The following is a 17265-nucleotide window of genomic DNA, read 5'->3' as shown; positions in this document are numbered from 1 at the left end:
GGCAGAGGAGCCGGAGGCGAGGAGATCGGTCGGCCAAAACCGACCGCGCGTGGCGGAAGACAAAATCCGGTGCGCGAAACGACAAGACGACGCCGGGCAACGGCGTGAATTTGGCATCCGAGCAGTCCGCTAGAGACCGCCGGAACCGACAGGGGAAGACATTTGCAACGTGACTGGCCGCAAGGCTGGATGCTTCGCGCCTTTCCGTCGGTAAAAAGAAGGAAAGGGACATGAGTCATCTGAGCGCGGAGAACGTCTCGGTATCGTTTGCGGGGCTGAAGGCCCTGTCATCGGTAGATCTCCAAATCACGCCCGGCCGCATCAGTGGCCTCATCGGCCCGAATGGCGCCGGCAAGACCACGCTCGTCAACGTGCTGACCGGCTTCCAGGCACCGACGGAAGGCACCATCAAGCTCGACGGGGCAGCACTCACGGGTCTCAAGCCGCATCAGGTCCGGCGGCGCGGCATTGCCCGCACCTTCCAGGGTGGGCGGCTCTTCCGCGACCTGCCTGTGCTGGACAACCTGGAGGTAACCGGCGTTGGTCTGGGAATGAGCCGGCGCGCTGCCATCGCCGAAGCGGAAGCGATGCTCGACTGGATAGGCATCGGTGCGCTGGGCACCCGCATCGCCGGGACGTTGCCATATACGGACGAGCGCCGCGTCGCCATTGGCCGCGCCCTGATGGGACGGCCCGCATACATCCTGCTCGACGAACCCGCGGCTGGCATGAGCGCGTTGGAGGCGCGGGAGCTTTCGGCCCTGATAAGACACATCGCCGCCGATCTCGGCTGCGGTGTCCTGCTCATCGAGCACAATGTCGGGCTGGTGCTCGGCCTTTGCGAGCATATCGTCGTGCTCGATTCCGGAGCGATCATCGAGGAAGGCCCGCCTGCCGCGATCCGCGACAGCGAGAAGGTGCGCCACGCCTATATGGGCACGGCCGCGAACACCGACCTGCCTGTGCTGGAGGCGATGGAATGAGCCTGCTCGCCCTTTCCGATATCACCATCCGCTACAGCCGTCTCACGGCGGTCCGCAATGTCTCCTTCTCCATGGACGAGGGAGAAATCCTGTTCATCACCGGCCCGAACGGAGCCGGGAAGTCTTCACTGCTGCGCGCGATCGCCGGTGTTACGCCGGTTGCGGGCGGCCGAATCGATCTTGCAGGTCATGAGATCACCGGCCAGGCGCCGGAGAACATCGCCCGGCTCGGATTCTCCATGGTGCCGGAGGGGCGCGATGTCTTCGGCTCGCTGACGACCGAAGAGAACCTCCTGGTCGGAACTGGCATGCATGCCCGCGAACGCGGCTGGCGCAGCCGAGCTGCCGACGAGCTCGAGGCCGTCTACGCAACCTTCCCGATGCTGAAAGAGAGGCGGCACGGGCAGGCGGGATTGCTGTCCGGCGGGCAGCAGCAAATGCTGGTCATCGGACGCGCGCTGATGACCAATCCGCGGCTTGTAGCCATCGACGAGCCTTCGCTGGGCCTCGCCCCCAACATCAACGACCAGGTCTACGAGCGGCTGATCGCGCTGCGTGCGCAGCGCCAGCTCACGCTCCTGATCGTTGAGCAGAGCTCGGCCCGGGCGATGATGGTGGGCGGGCGGATGATCCTGATGCGTGGCGGACAGATCGTGCTCGATGGCGACGCCCGGACGCTCGGCAACGGCGAGGCGATCCAGGCTGCTTATTTCGGTTACGAGGACCATTGAGATGCTCCAGATCCTGTTTGACGCACTCTCGCTTGGTTCGCTCTACGCGCTCGGAGCGCTCGGCATTGCCCTCATCTTCGGCGTCATGCGGCTCGTGAACTTCGCGCATGGCGACGTCATCGCCTTCTGCGTCTTCGCACTGCTGTGGCCATCTACGGACGCAATGGCCATCGTCTTCGCTGGCCAATTGCCGTGGTACCTGCTGGTGCCCTTCGTTCTCCTCTGCGGCGCCGGGCTGTCAGTGCTGTGCGAAATCGTCGTCTTCAGGCGTTTCCGCCAGGCAAATCCGGCAACGATGATGATCGCCTCCTTCGCGCTCGGTTTCGTAATTCGCTACTTCCTGCTCATGCTTTTCTCCAGTCGGCCGAAATCGATCTCGCTGCTGCCCGAACTGTCCCAACCGGTGGAGATCCTTGGTGCCCGGCTTCCCCTCCTCCAGCTCATAACGATCGTCACTACGATGGTCATCCTGATCGGCCTGACGCTGTTCCTGCGTCAAACCCGCTTCGGCCTGGAGATGCGGGCGGCGGCCGAGAACTTCTCGATGGCCCGCATGCTGGGTGTGCGTGCGAACCGGGTTATCATGGGCGCGTTCGCCCTCTCCGGCGCGTTGGCCGCCGCCATTGCGCTGATCTTTGGCGCCCAGACAGGCACGCTGGACATCCAGATGGGCGCCTCGATCATGTTGATGGCCTTCATCGCCACCGTCATTGGCGGCCTCGGCAGCCTCGGGGGGGCCGTGCTCGCCGGCTTCCTGCTGGGTGCCGCCTCGGTGATCATGCAGGTCATGCTGCCCATCGACGCCCGGCCATTCCGCGATGCCTTTGTCTATGGAGCGGTCATCCTCGTTCTCCTCTTCCGCCCGCAAGGGCTCATTGCCGCGCGCGGCACCAAGGAAAGGGTCTGATTTCATGGCTGTCGCCGCCTCCCTTGCCAACTCTACCGCTGCCGGTGCCGCGGCTGCCGAGCGAAAGCCCGCCCGCTTCGCGCTTGCCCGCCGCACAATCCTGACGCCGGTCCTGCTTTCTCTGCTGCTGCTGGCCATCGCGCTGATCACGGTGATGACCGGATCGCGGCCCTTCAACCAGACGGTGATCGACGTGTTCGTCCGTGTCATCCTCGTCGTGGGCCTGTACATCTTTATCGGAAATTCGGGCGTTCTCAGCTTCGGGCATATCGGCTTCACCTGCCTTGGCGCCTACGCGGCCGCGTGGCTCACCATCAATCCGATGATGAAACGCGGTTCGTTGCCGGGACTGCCCGAATGGCTGCTGGCGACCCGTTTGCCGTACTGGCAATCGGCTGTGCTGGCGGCGTTGTTCGCCGCCCTCGCCGCTCTCATTTTCGGGCGGGTGCTGATGCGGCTATCGGGCATCGCAGCATCGATCGCGACCTTCGCGATGCTCGCCATGATCAACACAATTTATTCCAACTGGGAGAGCGTGACCGGAGCGACCTCATCGGTCGTCGGCATTCCGATCGTGCGCGTGATCTGGCCGTATCTCATCGGCGCCGTGGTCGCAATCTTCATCGCCTGGGCGCACGCGATCTCCCGGTCCGGCCTGGCCCTTCGTGCTGCCCGCGATGAGCCCACCGCCGCCGCGGCTTCCGGAGTCGACATTCCCAGGGAAAGACTGGTGGCGTTCGTCGTATCAGGCGCGGTGATGGGACTGGGCGGTGCGCTCATGGCTCATTCCATCGGCGTGGTCACACCCGATACATTCTATCTCGGTCTCACCTTCATCACCCTTTCCATGCTCGTCGTCGGCGGCATGGGCAGCCTGTCGGGGGGTGTAGTGGGTGTCGTCCTGCTGTCCGCCCTCATCCAGGCGCTGCGCTGGCTGGAGGCAGGCGTATCGCTCGGCGAGTCCACTTTCGCCCTCCCGAAAGGGGTTCAGGAAATAGCCCTCGGCGTCATCATGATCGTGATCCTCGCGCTTCGCCCGTCCGGACTCATGGGCAACCGCGAGCTCACCTTACCCCGCAGCAGTCGCAACAAGTGACCGGCGGCACAAGCCCGACCGGAAAACAAAAAAGGAGACGTGCATGACATACAAAATGAGAATTGTCGCAACCGCTCTGGCCTCGATGTCCATCGCATACCCGGCCCTGGCGGATGACGAGACTATCGTCATCGGCTTCGCCACTGCGGAGTCGGGCTTCATGGAAGCCTATGACAAGCCTGCCCAGGAGGCGGCCTTGATTCGCATCGACGAGATCAATGCGGCTGGCGGTCTGCTTGGAAAGCAGATCAAGGTTGTCAAGGCCGACACCAAGTCCGACCGGGCCGAAGGCGCCAAGGCGGGCCTCTCCGTGCTCGACCAGGACGCCGATCTCGTGGTCGTCTCCTGCGACTACGACTTCGGATCGCCGGCTGCGCTCGCGGCCGAGGACGCCGGCCATATCTCTTTCTTCCTGTGCGCGGAATCGGTCAAGGCCGGTATCCAGGGTGTCGGCCCGCACAGCTTCTCTGCGTCGGTGCTGGCGGCCGTGCAGGGAGCGACCATGGCCGAGTGGGCATTCAAGGAAAAGGGCGCAAAGGACTTCTACCGTTTGCTCGATACCTGGACGGCCTACAACAAGGGCATCTGCGACGGCTTCGACTGGATGATGCCGAAGCTCGAAGCCCAGGGCGCCAAGCTTGTCGGTGAAGACACCTTCAAGAACGAGGACGCCTCCATCGCCGCGCAGATCACCCGCATCAAGTCTCTGCCGAAGGAGCCGGATGCGATCATGCTTTGCACGATGATGCCGGGCGCTGTCTCGGCCATCAAGCAGCTTCGCGCCGCGGGTATCAACTCCATGATCCTGAACGGCTCGGGCGTCGACGGTAGCTATTGGCTCTCGGCCGTGTCCGATCTGACGAACTTCTACGTCCCCGTTCAGGGATCGATCTATGGCGACGATCCCAATCCGGCCGTGTTGAAGTTCAATGCCTCATACAAGGAGAAGACAGGCGCCGATCCCTCGAGCCAGTATGTTTTTCCGGGTTACGTCATGGTCGACGTCTGGGCCAAGGCGGTCGAGCGTGCAGGCACGACCGATGCCGACGCGGTCGTCGCGGAACTGGAAAAGATGAAGAATGAGCCGACGCTGTTCGGGCCTCGCACCTTCACGCCCGAACTGCATCACCAGAACCAGACGCGGTACCTGATCGTCGAGACCAAGGCCGGCAAGCCGGGTGTTGTAGGCAACTGGACGATTTCCGAGCCGGTACCGATGGAAGCCTTGCTCAAGTAGGAGAAGATGGGGCGGATAATCCCGCCCTTGATATGCGAAAGGCCCTGTTGCTTTGGGACGACAGGGCCTTTCGTCTTTTGAGTATCTTGCCTTTGAACAAAAAAGGAGGGCGGCCCGCTTGGACCGCCCTCATTGCCGATGAATTCAGATTTTCGCTACCCTCGCGCTTTGCGGTAGGAATCCTTGAGCGCTATGAGCTCCCCCGAAAAAGCGAAGATATCGCAGCCGTCGACTTCGATTTGCTGCCCCGCTGCCGTGGTGCCGACGAAGCGCCATGATGAAAGTCCGTTGTCGCCCGTCACGACGTGTCGTCCCCTGGTCCACACGGCTTTCGGGAAGGCATCGAACAGCGCTGCATAGGCGACGCGCACGGCGTCACGCCCCATATGCTTGCGCCCTTCGGCATCGGGGCCGGCCGAGCCGTGGAAAGCGCAATTCTCAGCCATGCAGTCCATCAGCGCGCCCACGTCGCGGGCGTTCCAGGCCGCGAGGAACCGGTCGAGCACGGCGAGCCGCCTGGCTGTGAGGTCGCCAGCCTCCACGACCTCAACCTCCAGGAATGCGAGCGGCGCATTGCCGGCATTGATGACGTTGTGAGCCACACCTGTCCGCCGCGAATAGGGCACCCCTTGGGTGAGAGCGGCTTGCGATTGCGCGCCGTCCGGGCCTTCGAGACCGAGCTTGCCGTCCGTAAGCGGCACGATGACGTAGTCATAGCCATGGATGTGCCAGCCGGTCTCGGCCCCGGCGGCAAAGCGCCATTCGGTGACCCGGAAGCGTTCGTCGTCGATATGGACGACCGGTTCGGCTTTCATACGGGTCATTCAAGTCCCTCCTTGGCGACCGCACCGGTCAGACGCTCAAGCGTCCGGCCCATGCGCGTCATGATTTCCTTCACATCGTCTTCTGTCGAGATCATCGGCGGACAGAGCGCGAGCTGGTCGCCGATGGCGCGGAAGATGAGGCCTTCCTCGTGGCCGATCCCTCCTGCGATAGTCCCTGCGCACCCAACCTTGGCGAAGGGGCGTTTCGTCGCCTTGTCTGCCACCAGCTCAACGGCGCCGATAAGACCGGTGCCCCGCGCTTCGCCGACAAGCGGGTGATCGGCGAATGAGCGGATGCCGGCCTGGAACGACGTCTCAAGGCGGGCCGCGTTTCCGATCAGGTCCCGCTCCTCGAAGATGGCGAGGTTTTCGAGACCCACCGCCGTGGCAACCGGATGACCTGACGCCGTGAAGCCGTGGCCGAAATTGCCGATCGTTGCGGTGTTGTCGGCGATCGCCTGATAGATCGCCTCCGAGAACATCACCGCGGCCAGCGGCATGTAGGAGGAGGTAATTTGCTTGGAAAGCGTCATGATATCGGGCGTGAAGCTGAATTTCTGGCAGCCAAAGGGCGTGCCGAGCCGCCCGAAACCACAGATCACCTCGTCTGCTATCAGAATGATATCATTTGCCCGGCAGATTTTCTCCACGCCTTCCCAGTACCCGACCGGCGGTGGCAGAACGCCGCCGGCTGCCATAAGCGGCTCTCCTATGAAGGCTGCGATAGTGTCAGCCCCTTCTTCCGCGATCACAGCTTCCAGCTCGGCGAGCAGACGCGCCGTGAAGGCGGCTTCGTCTTCGCCTTCCAAGCCGAAACGATAGAAGTGCGGGCAGGTCAGGTGGCGAACGGGAATCGCCGGCAGATCGAAGTCGCGATGATTGATCGGCAGGCCCGTTAGGCTGCCGGAGGCGACGGTGATGCCGTGATAGCCCTTGGTCCGTGCCAGGAATTTCTTCTTTTTGGGCCGGCCCAGCGCGTTGTTCATGAACCACACCATCTTGACGATGGTGTCGTTGGCTTCCGAGCCCGACGACGTGAAGAAAACACGCGTCAGGTTTTCCGGCGTCATCTCCACGAGTTTCTCCGCGAGCCGGATGGACGGCTCATGCGCCTTGGAGGAGAAGATGTGGTAGTAAGGCAGCTTCAGCATTTGCTGATAGGCAGCGTCGGCCAACCGCTTTTCCGAAAAGCCGACGGCCACCGACCAGAGCCCGGCGAGCCCTTCGATATATTCCTTGCCGCGTTCGTCATACACACGGATGCCGTCGCCGCGGCTGATGATCAGCGGCCCGGCTTTTTCGTGCTGACGCAGGTTGGTGTAAGGATGCATGGTGGTAGCGATGTCGGCGGCGGCGAGAGAGTTGGAAAGCGCTTCCATGGAAGTCCTCAGCGGCTTGTGGAAATGGTTTGGGCTGTGAGTTCGAGATAGTCCTCGATCCCATGCGTGGAGCTTTCACGATTCGGAAAAATGAATCATGGGAGGCTTTTGGAATGGGTGTCGATGATCCGCCGCATCAGCGCGGCGACGTCGCGCGCATTCGGCGGATCGGAGTGGATGCAGACGGTGTCGAAGTCGACCGGGCGGACCGTGCCGTCTGTGGTGACGAGTTCGCGTCGGGTAAGCGCCCCCACCATGCGGTGCTCGGCAAGCGTCAGGTCGATGGCCGACTGTACGCGCGGGATGATCAGGCTGCCGCCGGGAGCGTAGGCAAGATCGGGAAAGAACTCGCCCACGAAGGCAACGCCGAGTTCAACTGCTGCCGTCTCGTGACAGGTTCCTGCCATGCCGAAGAGCGGGATGCCGAACGGCTTGACCGCCGCGGCAATCGCCCGGGCAGTGTCCATGTCGTGCGCGGCCATGCCGTAGATGATGCCATGCGGTTTGACATGGCTGAGTTGCCCGCCCTCGGCGGCCAGCATTCCTGTCAGCGCACCGATTTGGTAGAGGAAGGCGGCTGTCAGTTCCTCCGGCTGAAGTTTCATTTCGCGCCGACCGAACCCCTCGCGATCGGGAAGGGAAGGATGCGCGCCAACCTGCTTTCCATGAGAAAGCGCGAGCCGCACGGTCTTCAGCATCGTCCATGGATCGGAGGCGTGGAAGCCGCAGGCGATGTTGGCGCAATCGATATGAGGCATGATGCCGGCATCGTCGCCGAAGCGCCAGTTGCCGTAACTTTCCCCCATGTCGCAGTTCAGGGTGACCATGGTTTGCTTGCCTCAGCCCAGAGTGTTTGCTGCCCAGCCGGGGGCGATGTGCGGGAATTCCGGCGGTGGTTCGCGCTCGTGCAGCAGTCGAAGCACGCGCGGCGGCGTCAGTGGCAGTTGCTGCACCGGCTTGCCGATGGCGCGCGCCACCGCACAGCCGATCGCCGCGCCCACGGCCAGGATTGGGACCTCGCCCGCGCCCTTGGTGCCTAGAGGCCCCATCGACGGCGCGCCCTCGTAGAGGTCGGCGGCGACCGGAACCACGTCCTGCACCAGCGGCAGGCGATAGGTCTCGAAATCGTCCTGTGCGATGCGTCCGTCGGCGGTGAGCGTCACCTCCTCATGCAACGCATAGCCCAGCCCCTGCACCACGCCGCCCTGTATCTGGCCCAGGATGGCGCGTGGGTTGAGCGCGCGGCCGACATCTTGAACCACGCGATAGGCCAGCACCTCGACATGACCGGTGTCCGGATCAACCGCCACCTCGGCCTCGTGAACGACGAAGACGGGGATGTCGAGCGCATCGATGAAATGCCCCATGGCGCAGCCGGACATTGCCGGAGTGTTCCTGGCGGTAAAGGCTCCACTTCCTGTGATCGGGCCGATGGTGGCCTGCGCATGGGCGACGACGGCGGGGATCGACATACCGGAACCGGAACGTCCGGTGATCTCGACACGACCGTCCCGCAGCACCAGGTCTTCCGGTCGGGTCTGGAGCATCTCGCCGGCGGTCCGCAGCAGCTTCTCCCGCACCTCTGCACAGGCGGCGATGCTCGCAGCACCAATGGACACGGTGGTGCGCCCACCGCCAACGCCGACATCGAGGCCGGCGGCATCTGTATCGGCTTCGCGCACGATCACCTGGTCGGGAGCGAGGCCAAGCTGCCCAGCCACCATCTGCGGCAGGGATTGCACCATCGTGCCCGATCCGATCTCCACACCCGACGTGACCAGCGTTGCGCTGCCGTCGGCGTTCAAGTTCACCGTTGCCGCCGAGGGTCCGACAAACACGAACCATGTGCCGACCGTGGTCGCAATTCCATAGAGCCTGCCGTCGGCCTTCGCTTCGGATGTGCCGGTACTGGCACGCAACGCCTCCATACGATCGAGCATCGGACCCAGCACGTCGGCCTCGAAAACCTGGCCCGTGGCACCGAGATCACCATCTCCCAGGACATTTTTCTTCCGGAACTCCATTGGGTCGAAGCCTAGCGCACCGCAGATTTCGTCGGTGTGTCGCTCCAACGCGAATGTGTTGTAGACGCCGTTGCAAGCTCGGAAAGCACCGTTGGGTGGTGTGTTGGTGTATACGGCGCGGCTGACGAGCCGCGTTGCGCCAACCCTGTAATTGCCGCCCAGCGTGTGCGCCGTCATCGTCGTCAGGAAGACCTGCTCACCGCCATACGCGCCGCAATCCATCAGCACGACCGCTTCGCGCCCGGCGATGTATCCTTCGGCGGTGACAGCGGACCGAATGCGGATTTCCGCATTCTCGCGGCAGAGGCAGGTTGCCATCTCTTCCTGCCGGGTGTTTTCCAGGACCACCGTGCGCCCGGTCATCCGCGCCAGAAGTGCCGTGATAGGCTCGATGGACGCATCGAACTTCAGGCCGAACCCGCCACCGACAGGGGGTACAGTGACCCGCACACGCCCGGGTGAAAGCTGCATGACCCTTCCGGTGACGTTGCGCACGGTCCAAGGCACCTGCGTCGAGGTCTGGATGTGAGCACGGCCGTCCTCCCAGGAGCCGATGGCAACGCGCGGTTCGAAGGGCACATGGCTCTGCCGACCGACGGTGAAGCTGCTCTCGACAATGCGTATATCGGGACGGGCGAAGGCCGCATCGACGTCACCGCGGCTGGATTTTGCCTCCCATGCGATGTTGCCGGCACGTGCACCGCCCTCCGTGATCACCTCATAGCCGCGCCAGCCCTCGTGGACGAGGCGGGCGGCGGGCTGGAGCGCTTCGGCCATGGTGAACACCGGTGCCAGCGGCTCGACCTCGAGCATGATGGCGGCAAGTGCCGCCCGCGCCTGCTCCTCCGTCTCGGCGGCGATGACGGCGATTGGCTCGCCGTGATAGCGGATCGTGTCGATCGCCAAGAGCGGATGATCGGCAATGCCGATGCCGTAGAGTCCCGGCGCATCGGCGCCGGTCGCCACCGCGCGCACGCCAGGACAGCGCAGTGCCGCCGAAACGTCGAGCTTGCGGATACGCCCCGCGGGAACGGTCGACCGCAGCAGCACGGCATGCAACATGTCGGGGCGAATCCGGTCGTTGGTGTATTTCGTCCGCCCGCGCAGCTTGTCCTGCGCATCGCGGCGGGGAAGATTCATCACCGTGGCGGACAGCTCAGACATGGGTGCCTCCCACCAACTGGCCAGCCTTCCGCGCTTGGTCGAGGCATTCGGCCACGGCGTCGACGATCCGCTCATATCCTGTGCAGCGGCAGATGTTGCCGACCATCGCCGCCTTGATTTCGGGACGGCTCGCATGCGGATTGTCACGCACGAACGCCGAAAGGCTCATGACCATTCCCGGAAAACACATGCCGCATTGCACGGCATCGGCCGCCTCGAAATTGACCTGGAGCGGGTGCAGCGCCTGGTTTCCAGAACTCATTCCCTCGATGGTCGTCACCGCGCATCCATGGACGAGTCCAACCGGCTTCAGGCAGGACGGCACCGCTTCGTCGTCGACATGCACCGTGCACGCGCCGCAAAAGCCTTCGCGGCACACGGCCTTGGTCCCCGTCAGGAATCGTTCCTGCCGCAAGATGTCGACGAGCGGCGTCATCGGATCGCCATCAAAGCGGCAGTCCTCGCCATTCAGCTGGAATCTCACGGTCATGCCACGCCCCCGGTCTTGAGAAGTGCGGCAACACCGCGCTTGACCAGCGACGGAAGAACCTGGCGCCGGTACCAACCCTCCGCTTCCTTGCCGTCGCGGCCCTGAAAATCATTGTGCTCCAGTGCAAGCTCGGCGGCGCGTTCCGGATCGAGCGCGGAGGCCGGGCCTGCCCTCATGGCCTGTTCGAGCGCCGTCCAGCGCCGCGCTACCGGCTCCACCGAGCCGACGGCGATGCGACATCGTTTGTCCTTGTCCACCCCGAGGGAGACGATGGCGACCGGATAGTCGCCAGCTTTCCGAAGCGGCAGGCGGATATGAGCACTTGCGACCAGGTCGCGGCGCAGATGAATTTTCGTCACAATCGCTTCGGCCAGCAACGTATGCCTGTCTTTGAGGAAATCCGAAATACCGAGGAGTTTTGGGCCTTCGAACGTCTCCAGTTCCACCGTCGCCTCACAGACGAGAAGCGCAGGGGCGAGATCGGCGGCGGCAAAGTCGAGGGCACAAAGGTTGCCGCCCACGGTGGCGACCCTTCGGATGCCGGGATTGGCCGCACCCTCCGCCGCGGCAACCAAACCTTCGAAACCCGCTGCCCCGTGCAACTCGCGACCAAGGACTGCGTGGGTAACAGCCGCACCGATCACGACATGGTCCGAGCCGATTTCGACCTTGGACAAGGCCGGTATTCGGTGGAGTGCGACCACCGCCTCGGGAAGGTCGACCCCACGCCGTGGATCACGCATCATCCAGGTGCCGCCGGCAAGCACCGCCGCACCTTGCCGGCGTGCGGCCATTGCCTCTTCAATAGTGCTGGCTGCGGTGAACAATCGTCCCACGCTTGTTGCCATCTGTCATACCCCTCGGAAGCAGCCGACTTTCGCAGCGTTGCAACATTGTTGCTCCAGCTTTAGGCTCCTGTGAAATAGTAATTCCTTGAAATGGTATCTAAAAAACAGATAACTCCCTGCGAGCGCCCGCAAGGTTTGGGGCGCGCTCTCTAGCGCTCAGGCCCAGTGACTGACCGTCCGTTTCTCAAAGCTCTCACGGAACTGGGCGGTGGTTTTGGGAAGGAGTTCGCCAGTCTCCCAATCGAGGATCACGGCATAGTGCCGAACCGCATCGAGCGTATCGATCTCGCCGGAGCGGTATTTGCGCGCGACCTCCTCAGGATCCATGCGTGCCCAGTCCTTCCGTTTCGCCCGGATGTCGGCACGGCAGGCTTCGGTAGCCATATCGTCGATTTCGTACTGGCACAGGTCGCGGTCGATTTCGCGGATCACCACGCCGTAGTCAATCTTGGCGCGCTCCAGAGAAACGTAGTCGTCGATCACGTCCTCCATCACCTTGCGGGGCTCGCGCTCCAGTGGATCGCCGAAACCGCCGCCGCCGGCCGTCGGACGAGCGAACTGGTCGCCTGTGTGGACGGAGTAATCGGAGAACACGGAGCCGAGCCAGATCTCGGTCTCTTCTCCCGCGCGCTTCATGGTCAAGCCGTGTGGCATCGACGGCAGGCCTCCTTCGACACCCCAGACGACAGCGCGCTCGCGGTCGCAAATATAGGACATGACGGCATTTTCAGCCTCAAGCAACAACGAGGTCTTCTGCACGCCGACGCCGCCCCGCCATTTGCCAGGCCCGGCTGAATCCTGCTTGATCTGGAACTCGACCGTCCGAGTCGGGTTCACCCGCTCGTTGCCTTCGTTGGGTTGCGACATCAGCCCGGTTCCGAAGCAGGCGGTGGTGACATCTGCACCATCCTTGCCGTTGCGCCCGCCCCAGCCGCCGGGCAGCCATTCGTAGAACATGAAGATCGGCTTTTCGGGTTTGCGCGCGTCCCGTCCCCCGGCCAGCAGATATTCGAGGTTGAAGGCGCAGGCGATAGCGCGTTCGGGCATGATCTTCGACCACATCTCGAAGATCGCGTTCATGATCTTTTCGAACGGCATCAGGAACCCGGTTACTGCCACCGGCCATTCCGCGCTGACGACGCTGTTCTTCGGCGCGGTCACCTCGATCATCCGGTAAAACCCGCTGTTGAGTGGAAGATCCGGGAAGAAGGTCTTCATACCGGCGACCACGGCCGAGAAGGTCGCGCCCGGCGCGGAATTGTACATCGAGGCAATGGTCGAATGGCTTCCCGTAAAATCGTAGTGGATCGTGTCGCCCTTGATCGTCATCTTGATGCGGATCGGGATCATGCCTTCGCCGGCACCGAGATCCCGGTCGATGTAGTCGACCGTCTCCCAGGTGCCGTCGGGCAGCTCCGCGAGACGCTTTCGCACGGCACGTTCGACGTAGTCCTGAACCTCCTCCATACCGCGCATGACCTGGCCGCGCCCGTACTTCTTGACCAGCCGCAACAGCTCGCGTTCGGCAGCCTGCGTCGCCTGCGCCTGGGAATGGATGTCGCCAATGATCGATGCCGGATCGCGCGTGTTGGCCGCAATCATGTTGGCAACGTCGGAGCAGAAGCGGCCGCGCTGGAAAAGGCGCAACGGCGTGATCCGCAGGCCTTCGCGGAACATGTCTCGGGCGGTGACGTCGAAGGAACCCGGCACCGAGCCTCCAAGATCCGACCAGTGTCCGTTCGACTGGGAGAAGCCGATCAGTTTGTCTTCGTCGAAGATCGGCCGGACGAGCCGAACATCGCTGAAATGCGTACCGCCGGCATAGGGATCGTTGATTGCGTAGACGTCGCCGGGTGCCATATCGCCTTCGAAGACTCGGATCACCTCCTTGCACGTGTTGTGCAGCGTGCCGACATGGACCGCGATGTCGTAGTTGCCCTGGGCGACAGAGTTGCCATCGGCGTCGTGCAGGGCGTTCGAAAAGTCTCGGTTGTAGATGACGAAGGAATAGCAGGTGCGAAGCATCTGTTCGGCCATCTGGTCGACAGTGGTGATGAAGGAGTTCTTCAGCACCTCGAACGTTACCGGATCGAGGCCAGGGCTCGTTTCAATCAGCTTTGTCATGTCTCAGCCTTTCGTCACGATGAGAATGTTCAGGAAGCCATCGACGGTCGCGCTCATTCCCGGCGGAACCACGGTGGTGGAATCGAACTGTTCGACAATGGCGGGCCCCGTGAAGGCAGCGCCGGCGCTGAGTTGCTCACGCTCATACACGGCCGCGTCATGAGATGCGCCGTCGAACCAGACGCTGCGGCGGCCGACCGGCTGTGGCTTATGCGGCAAGACTTCATGCCGCGGTATCTCGGCTTTCGGGACGATGCCGATCGCCTTGACCGCGATGCGGAAGATCGACACCGGCGCCTCTTCGCGGCGGTAGTTGAACTCGCGTTCGTGCTCGTTGTGGAATGCCTCGATCAGCGAGCAGATGCTCTCGATCCGCGCCGGCGCTGACACCGCAAGCGAGCGCCACTGTCCCTGGTACATCATCTCGACCGTGCGCTGCAGCGCCATGTCTTCCCGCGCCACGCCCTCATGGGTCAGACGCTCAACGGCCTGTTCTTCCATTAGAACAAAGGCTGTCTGCATCTCGGCAGGCGAGACAGTCGAAGCATCGGCCATGAAGCTTTCGGAGAAATCGTGCTGCACGTCGACGAGAAGGCAACCGAGCGCGGAGGTGACGCCGGGATTGGGCGGCACAATCACGGTTGGAATCGAAAGCTCCTTCGCCACGGCCGCTCCGTGCAAGGCGCCTGCACCGCCGAATGCGACGAGCGCAAAGTCGCGCGGGTCATAGCCTCGGCTGATGGAGAGAAGCCGGACGGCATTGCCCATATTGGCGTTGGCAACGGCGATGATCGCCTCGGCCGCTTTGTGGATTTCCATGCCGAAGGGTGCCGCCACCGTCTCCTGCACCGCCTGGGCGGCCAAGGCGGGGTCGAGCGTGATCTTGCCGCCCGCAAGGCTGGTGCCGAGACGGCCGAGCACGACATTGGCGTCGGTGTTGGTGGCAGTGCGGTTGCCATTCTTGTAGCAGGCCGGACCTGGAAAAGCGCCGGCAGACTGCGGTCCGTTGCGCAAGCTGCCGCCTTCGTCCTGCCATGCCAACGACCCGCCGCCTGCACCGATGGTCAGCACCTCGATGGAGGGGAAGCGGATCGGATATCCGAATTCGATGTACCAGTCTTTTGTGATGCGCGACTCCCCGTTCCATGCGAGCGAGACGTCGGTGCTGGTGCCGCCCATGTCGAAGCCGATCGAGTTCGGGAAGCCACAGAGATTTCCGATGAAGCGGCTTGCGATCGCGCCGGCAGCGATGCCCGATCCTGCGAGCCGAGCTGAGAAATCCCTGACGCTTGCGGGTGTCATGACCCCGCCACCGCTGTGCAGCAACAGGAGATCTCGCTTGTATCCGGCCGCGGCAAGCTTTTCTCCGAGACGCGACACGTAGTCGACGACGACCGGGGCGCAGACGGCGTTCGCCATGGTGGTGGAAAAACGCTCGTGCTCGAAGATTTCCGGCATCACTTCCGAGGAGATCGAGACCGGCAGATCCGGCATGGCCTCCTTCAGGATCTCACGCATGCGGCGCTCATTGGCGCCGTTGACATAGGAGTTCATGAAGCAGACGGCTATGGACTTGACCTGCCGTTTCACGAGAATTTCCGCGACGCGGCGCGCAGCCTCTTCGTCCAGCGCTTCCAGGATCGTGCCCTCGGCACTGACCCGTTCCCGGACTGTCAGCCGGTCGCGGCGCGGGATATAGGGCTTGGCGACATCCTTGTAGGTGTCCCAGAGGTCTTCCTTGTTGGCGCGACGGATCTCGACAACGTCACGGAAACCCTCGGTGCAGACCATTGCGGTGCGTGGCAGGCGGCGGGTGATCAGCGCATTGGTGGCAACCGTCGTGCCATGAGAGAACATCGTCACCTCGGAAAGATCGATGCGGCCCTGCTCCACGCCATTCATGATGGCCTGCATGGGATCGTCAGGCGTGGAGGCGGTCTTCTCGATGCGGATCGCGCCGCTGTCTTCATCCATGATACAGATGTCGGTGAAGGTCCCTCCGACATCGACGGCAACTCTTATTCGGCTCATGACAGTTCCTTCGTAGGGTCTTTGCGGGCAAAGCCCGGCCCCATCGCCCCTTGCCGGGGTGACGTCGCAGTAAAAGGTGGAATTGGCCCGGACTTCGTCGGGTCTAGTGCCGCTCTCTCAAGGTCGAAGCGCGACCCGCCCGGCTCGCTGCTTCGCGACGGGTATCCGTCGGTGCGCAGCCGAACCGCGTCCGGTAGTGCTTGCAGAACTGAGACTGGTCGGCGAAGCCCCAGCGGTAAGCGATCTCGGCAACGCTGCTGATGTTGGTCACCGACATCAGCTCCTCGGCGCAAAGCTCAAGCCGGGCGTCGCGGATGAAGCCGTTGATCGACTGGTTGCTGTCTTGAAACAGAACCTGCAGGTAACGCAGGGAGATGCCGCAGGCATCAGCCACAGCCTGCGGGCCGAGGCCGGAATTCTTCAGGTTGTCGCGAATATACTGCTCGGCGCGATGCAAATGGCCGGCCCGGATCGACGAGATGCTGCTGTCCAGCACGCGATCGTCACTCACGATCGACAGGCACAGCATTTCCAGGATGTGCCTGCCCATCATCTCACGAGCGACTTCAGTGATCTCATCGACATGGCCGATCGTGGTTCGCACCGTGTCGAGAAAGAGCGCGGCGATGCCTTGGGTAGCGTCAAAACTGAGTGCACTGAGCCGTTCGGCAGATCCGATCCGTGCCCGAACGCTCGATGACGGCACCTTCAGGACCCACAGCGCGTTTGGCTTGCCGTGCCAGAATTCGTAAGGCGCATCTCCCCTCTCAAGGAGGAAGCCCCCCGGACCGCAATTGACGGTCCTCGATCCTTGCGAGAAATTCACCTCCGACATCTCCGGGATGGTGACGAGCAGGCTGGCGTCACGCTCGTTGAGGAAGTGGCGGCGATGGCGACGATAGCTTACAGCATCGCAGCGCATTTTAGACACGCTGACGAGCCCGAGAGAGAAGGTTTCCAGCGTGCCTGAAAATTCACGACGGTTCCGATACTCGGTGTCGAGCGGAAAATAGGCTTCGGTAACAGCGGCTTGCCAGGCATCACCGCCTGCGGGACCGCCGATCGTATCGACGACGTATTTCATTCCCCGACCTTTCTGTTTGGCCCGGTTGTCCCGGTGTTTTTCTGAAGATTACAGGAATTCGCCGGCGCGTATTGGTCAAAAACGAATAAACTTATGTGGTCGTTTGGCAGTTGGTTCGCTTTCGGCAGGTTCGCGTGGAGAGCAGCATCCCGGCCACGATCTTTCCACCTTGCATGACGACAACGCGGCTGGCGATTACCGACGCCACGCGAAGATCGTGGGCGATGAAAAGCATCGACAGGCCGATTGCGTCATAACCGATCCACTACGATGACGCGCACCTTGGCGGGCCCCGCTAAACGGGTGCCCTGGGCAACCTGGCGTTGCCCGGTTCGTCGACGTT

Annotated in this window: 14 protein-coding genes; 5 read left to right on the top strand and 9 right to left on the bottom strand. The window is 62.8% G+C overall.

Annotated elements, in window-relative coordinates; translation table 11 throughout:
- The first annotated feature begins 230 nt into the window (after positions 1–230).
- From RPG13_RS11360 to RPG13_RS11340, 5 genes are read left to right on the top strand one after another with little or no spacing between them, the layout of a single operon-like run.
- A complete protein-coding gene (locus RPG13_RS11360) occupies positions 231–983 on the top strand; it encodes an ABC transporter ATP-binding protein (protein ID WP_095483665.1) in 753 nt (250 codons plus the stop codon).
- Complete coding sequence (locus RPG13_RS11355) at positions 980–1714, top strand: ABC transporter ATP-binding protein (RefSeq protein ID WP_027036290.1); 735 nt, start codon at positions 980–982, stop codon at positions 1712–1714. The genes RPG13_RS11360 and RPG13_RS11355 overlap by 4 nt, the downstream gene beginning before the upstream one ends.
- Before the next feature lies 1 nt (position 1715).
- A complete protein-coding gene (locus tag RPG13_RS11350; protein WP_095483664.1) occupies positions 1716–2621 on the top strand; it encodes a branched-chain amino acid ABC transporter permease in 906 nt (301 codons plus the stop codon).
- Between the two features lie 4 nt (positions 2622–2625).
- Positions 2626–3717 carry a branched-chain amino acid ABC transporter permease gene (locus tag RPG13_RS11345; RefSeq protein ID WP_127203905.1) on the top strand — a complete coding sequence of 364 codons (1092 nt, stop codon included), beginning with the start codon at positions 2626–2628 and terminating at the stop codon, positions 3715–3717.
- Positions 3718–3760: 43 nt separating this feature from the next.
- Entirely contained in the window at positions 3761–4954 is a 1194-nt protein-coding gene (locus RPG13_RS11340) for an ABC transporter substrate-binding protein (RefSeq protein WP_126103561.1), read from the top strand.
- A 155-nt stretch (positions 4955–5109) separates the two neighbouring features.
- Here the strand turns inward: RPG13_RS11340 and RPG13_RS11335 are convergent, their stop codons facing one another.
- From RPG13_RS11335 to RPG13_RS11295, 9 genes are all read right to left on the bottom strand, one after another.
- Entirely contained in the window at positions 5110–5778 is a 669-nt protein-coding gene (locus RPG13_RS11335) for a nuclear transport factor 2 family protein (RefSeq protein ID WP_128284594.1), read from the bottom strand.
- The gene (locus RPG13_RS11330) at positions 5775–7157 is read right to left on the bottom strand and encodes an aspartate aminotransferase family protein (protein ID WP_292501997.1); all 1383 of its coding nucleotides are present in this window, start codon (positions 7155–7157) and stop codon (positions 5775–5777) included. The genes RPG13_RS11335 and RPG13_RS11330 overlap by 4 nt, the downstream gene beginning before the upstream one ends.
- A gap of 95 nt (positions 7158–7252) precedes the next feature.
- The gene (locus RPG13_RS11325; RefSeq protein ID WP_128241279.1) at positions 7253–7984 is read right to left on the bottom strand and encodes a LamB/YcsF family protein; all 732 of its coding nucleotides are present in this window, start codon (positions 7982–7984) and stop codon (positions 7253–7255) included.
- A gap of 12 nt (positions 7985–7996) precedes the next feature.
- A complete protein-coding gene (locus tag RPG13_RS11320) occupies positions 7997–10345 on the bottom strand; it encodes a xanthine dehydrogenase family protein molybdopterin-binding subunit (RefSeq protein WP_337125037.1) in 2349 nt (782 codons plus the stop codon).
- Entirely contained in the window at positions 10338–10835 is a 498-nt protein-coding gene (locus RPG13_RS11315; protein WP_126103566.1) for a (2Fe-2S)-binding protein, read from the bottom strand. Before RPG13_RS11315 ends, RPG13_RS11320 begins: the two co-directional genes overlap by 8 nt.
- Entirely contained in the window at positions 10832–11683 is an 852-nt protein-coding gene (locus tag RPG13_RS11310) for an FAD binding domain-containing protein (protein ID WP_126103567.1), read from the bottom strand. The genes RPG13_RS11315 and RPG13_RS11310 overlap by 4 nt, the downstream gene beginning before the upstream one ends.
- Positions 11684–11839: 156 nt before the next feature.
- A complete protein-coding gene (locus tag RPG13_RS11305; protein ID WP_337125036.1) occupies positions 11840–13807 on the bottom strand; it encodes a hydantoinase B/oxoprolinase family protein in 1968 nt (655 codons plus the stop codon).
- 3 nt (positions 13808–13810) lie between these two features.
- Positions 13811–15838, bottom strand: coding sequence for a hydantoinase/oxoprolinase family protein (locus RPG13_RS11300; RefSeq protein ID WP_095483654.1), 2028 nt, complete (start codon positions 15836–15838; stop codon positions 13811–13813).
- A gap of 103 nt (positions 15839–15941) precedes the next feature.
- A complete protein-coding gene (locus RPG13_RS11295) occupies positions 15942–16922 on the bottom strand; it encodes a helix-turn-helix domain-containing protein (protein ID WP_337125035.1) in 981 nt (326 codons plus the stop codon).
- Between the last annotated feature and the right edge of the window lie 343 nt (positions 16923–17265).

Source organism: Mesorhizobium sp. ISC15, from assembly GCF_037162615.1.
Lineage (GTDB): Bacteria > Pseudomonadota > Alphaproteobacteria > Rhizobiales > Rhizobiaceae > Mesorhizobium > Mesorhizobium mediterraneum.
The sequence above is the reverse complement of the archived record's forward strand: the minus strand, read 5'-3'. Positions and strand labels throughout refer to the sequence as shown.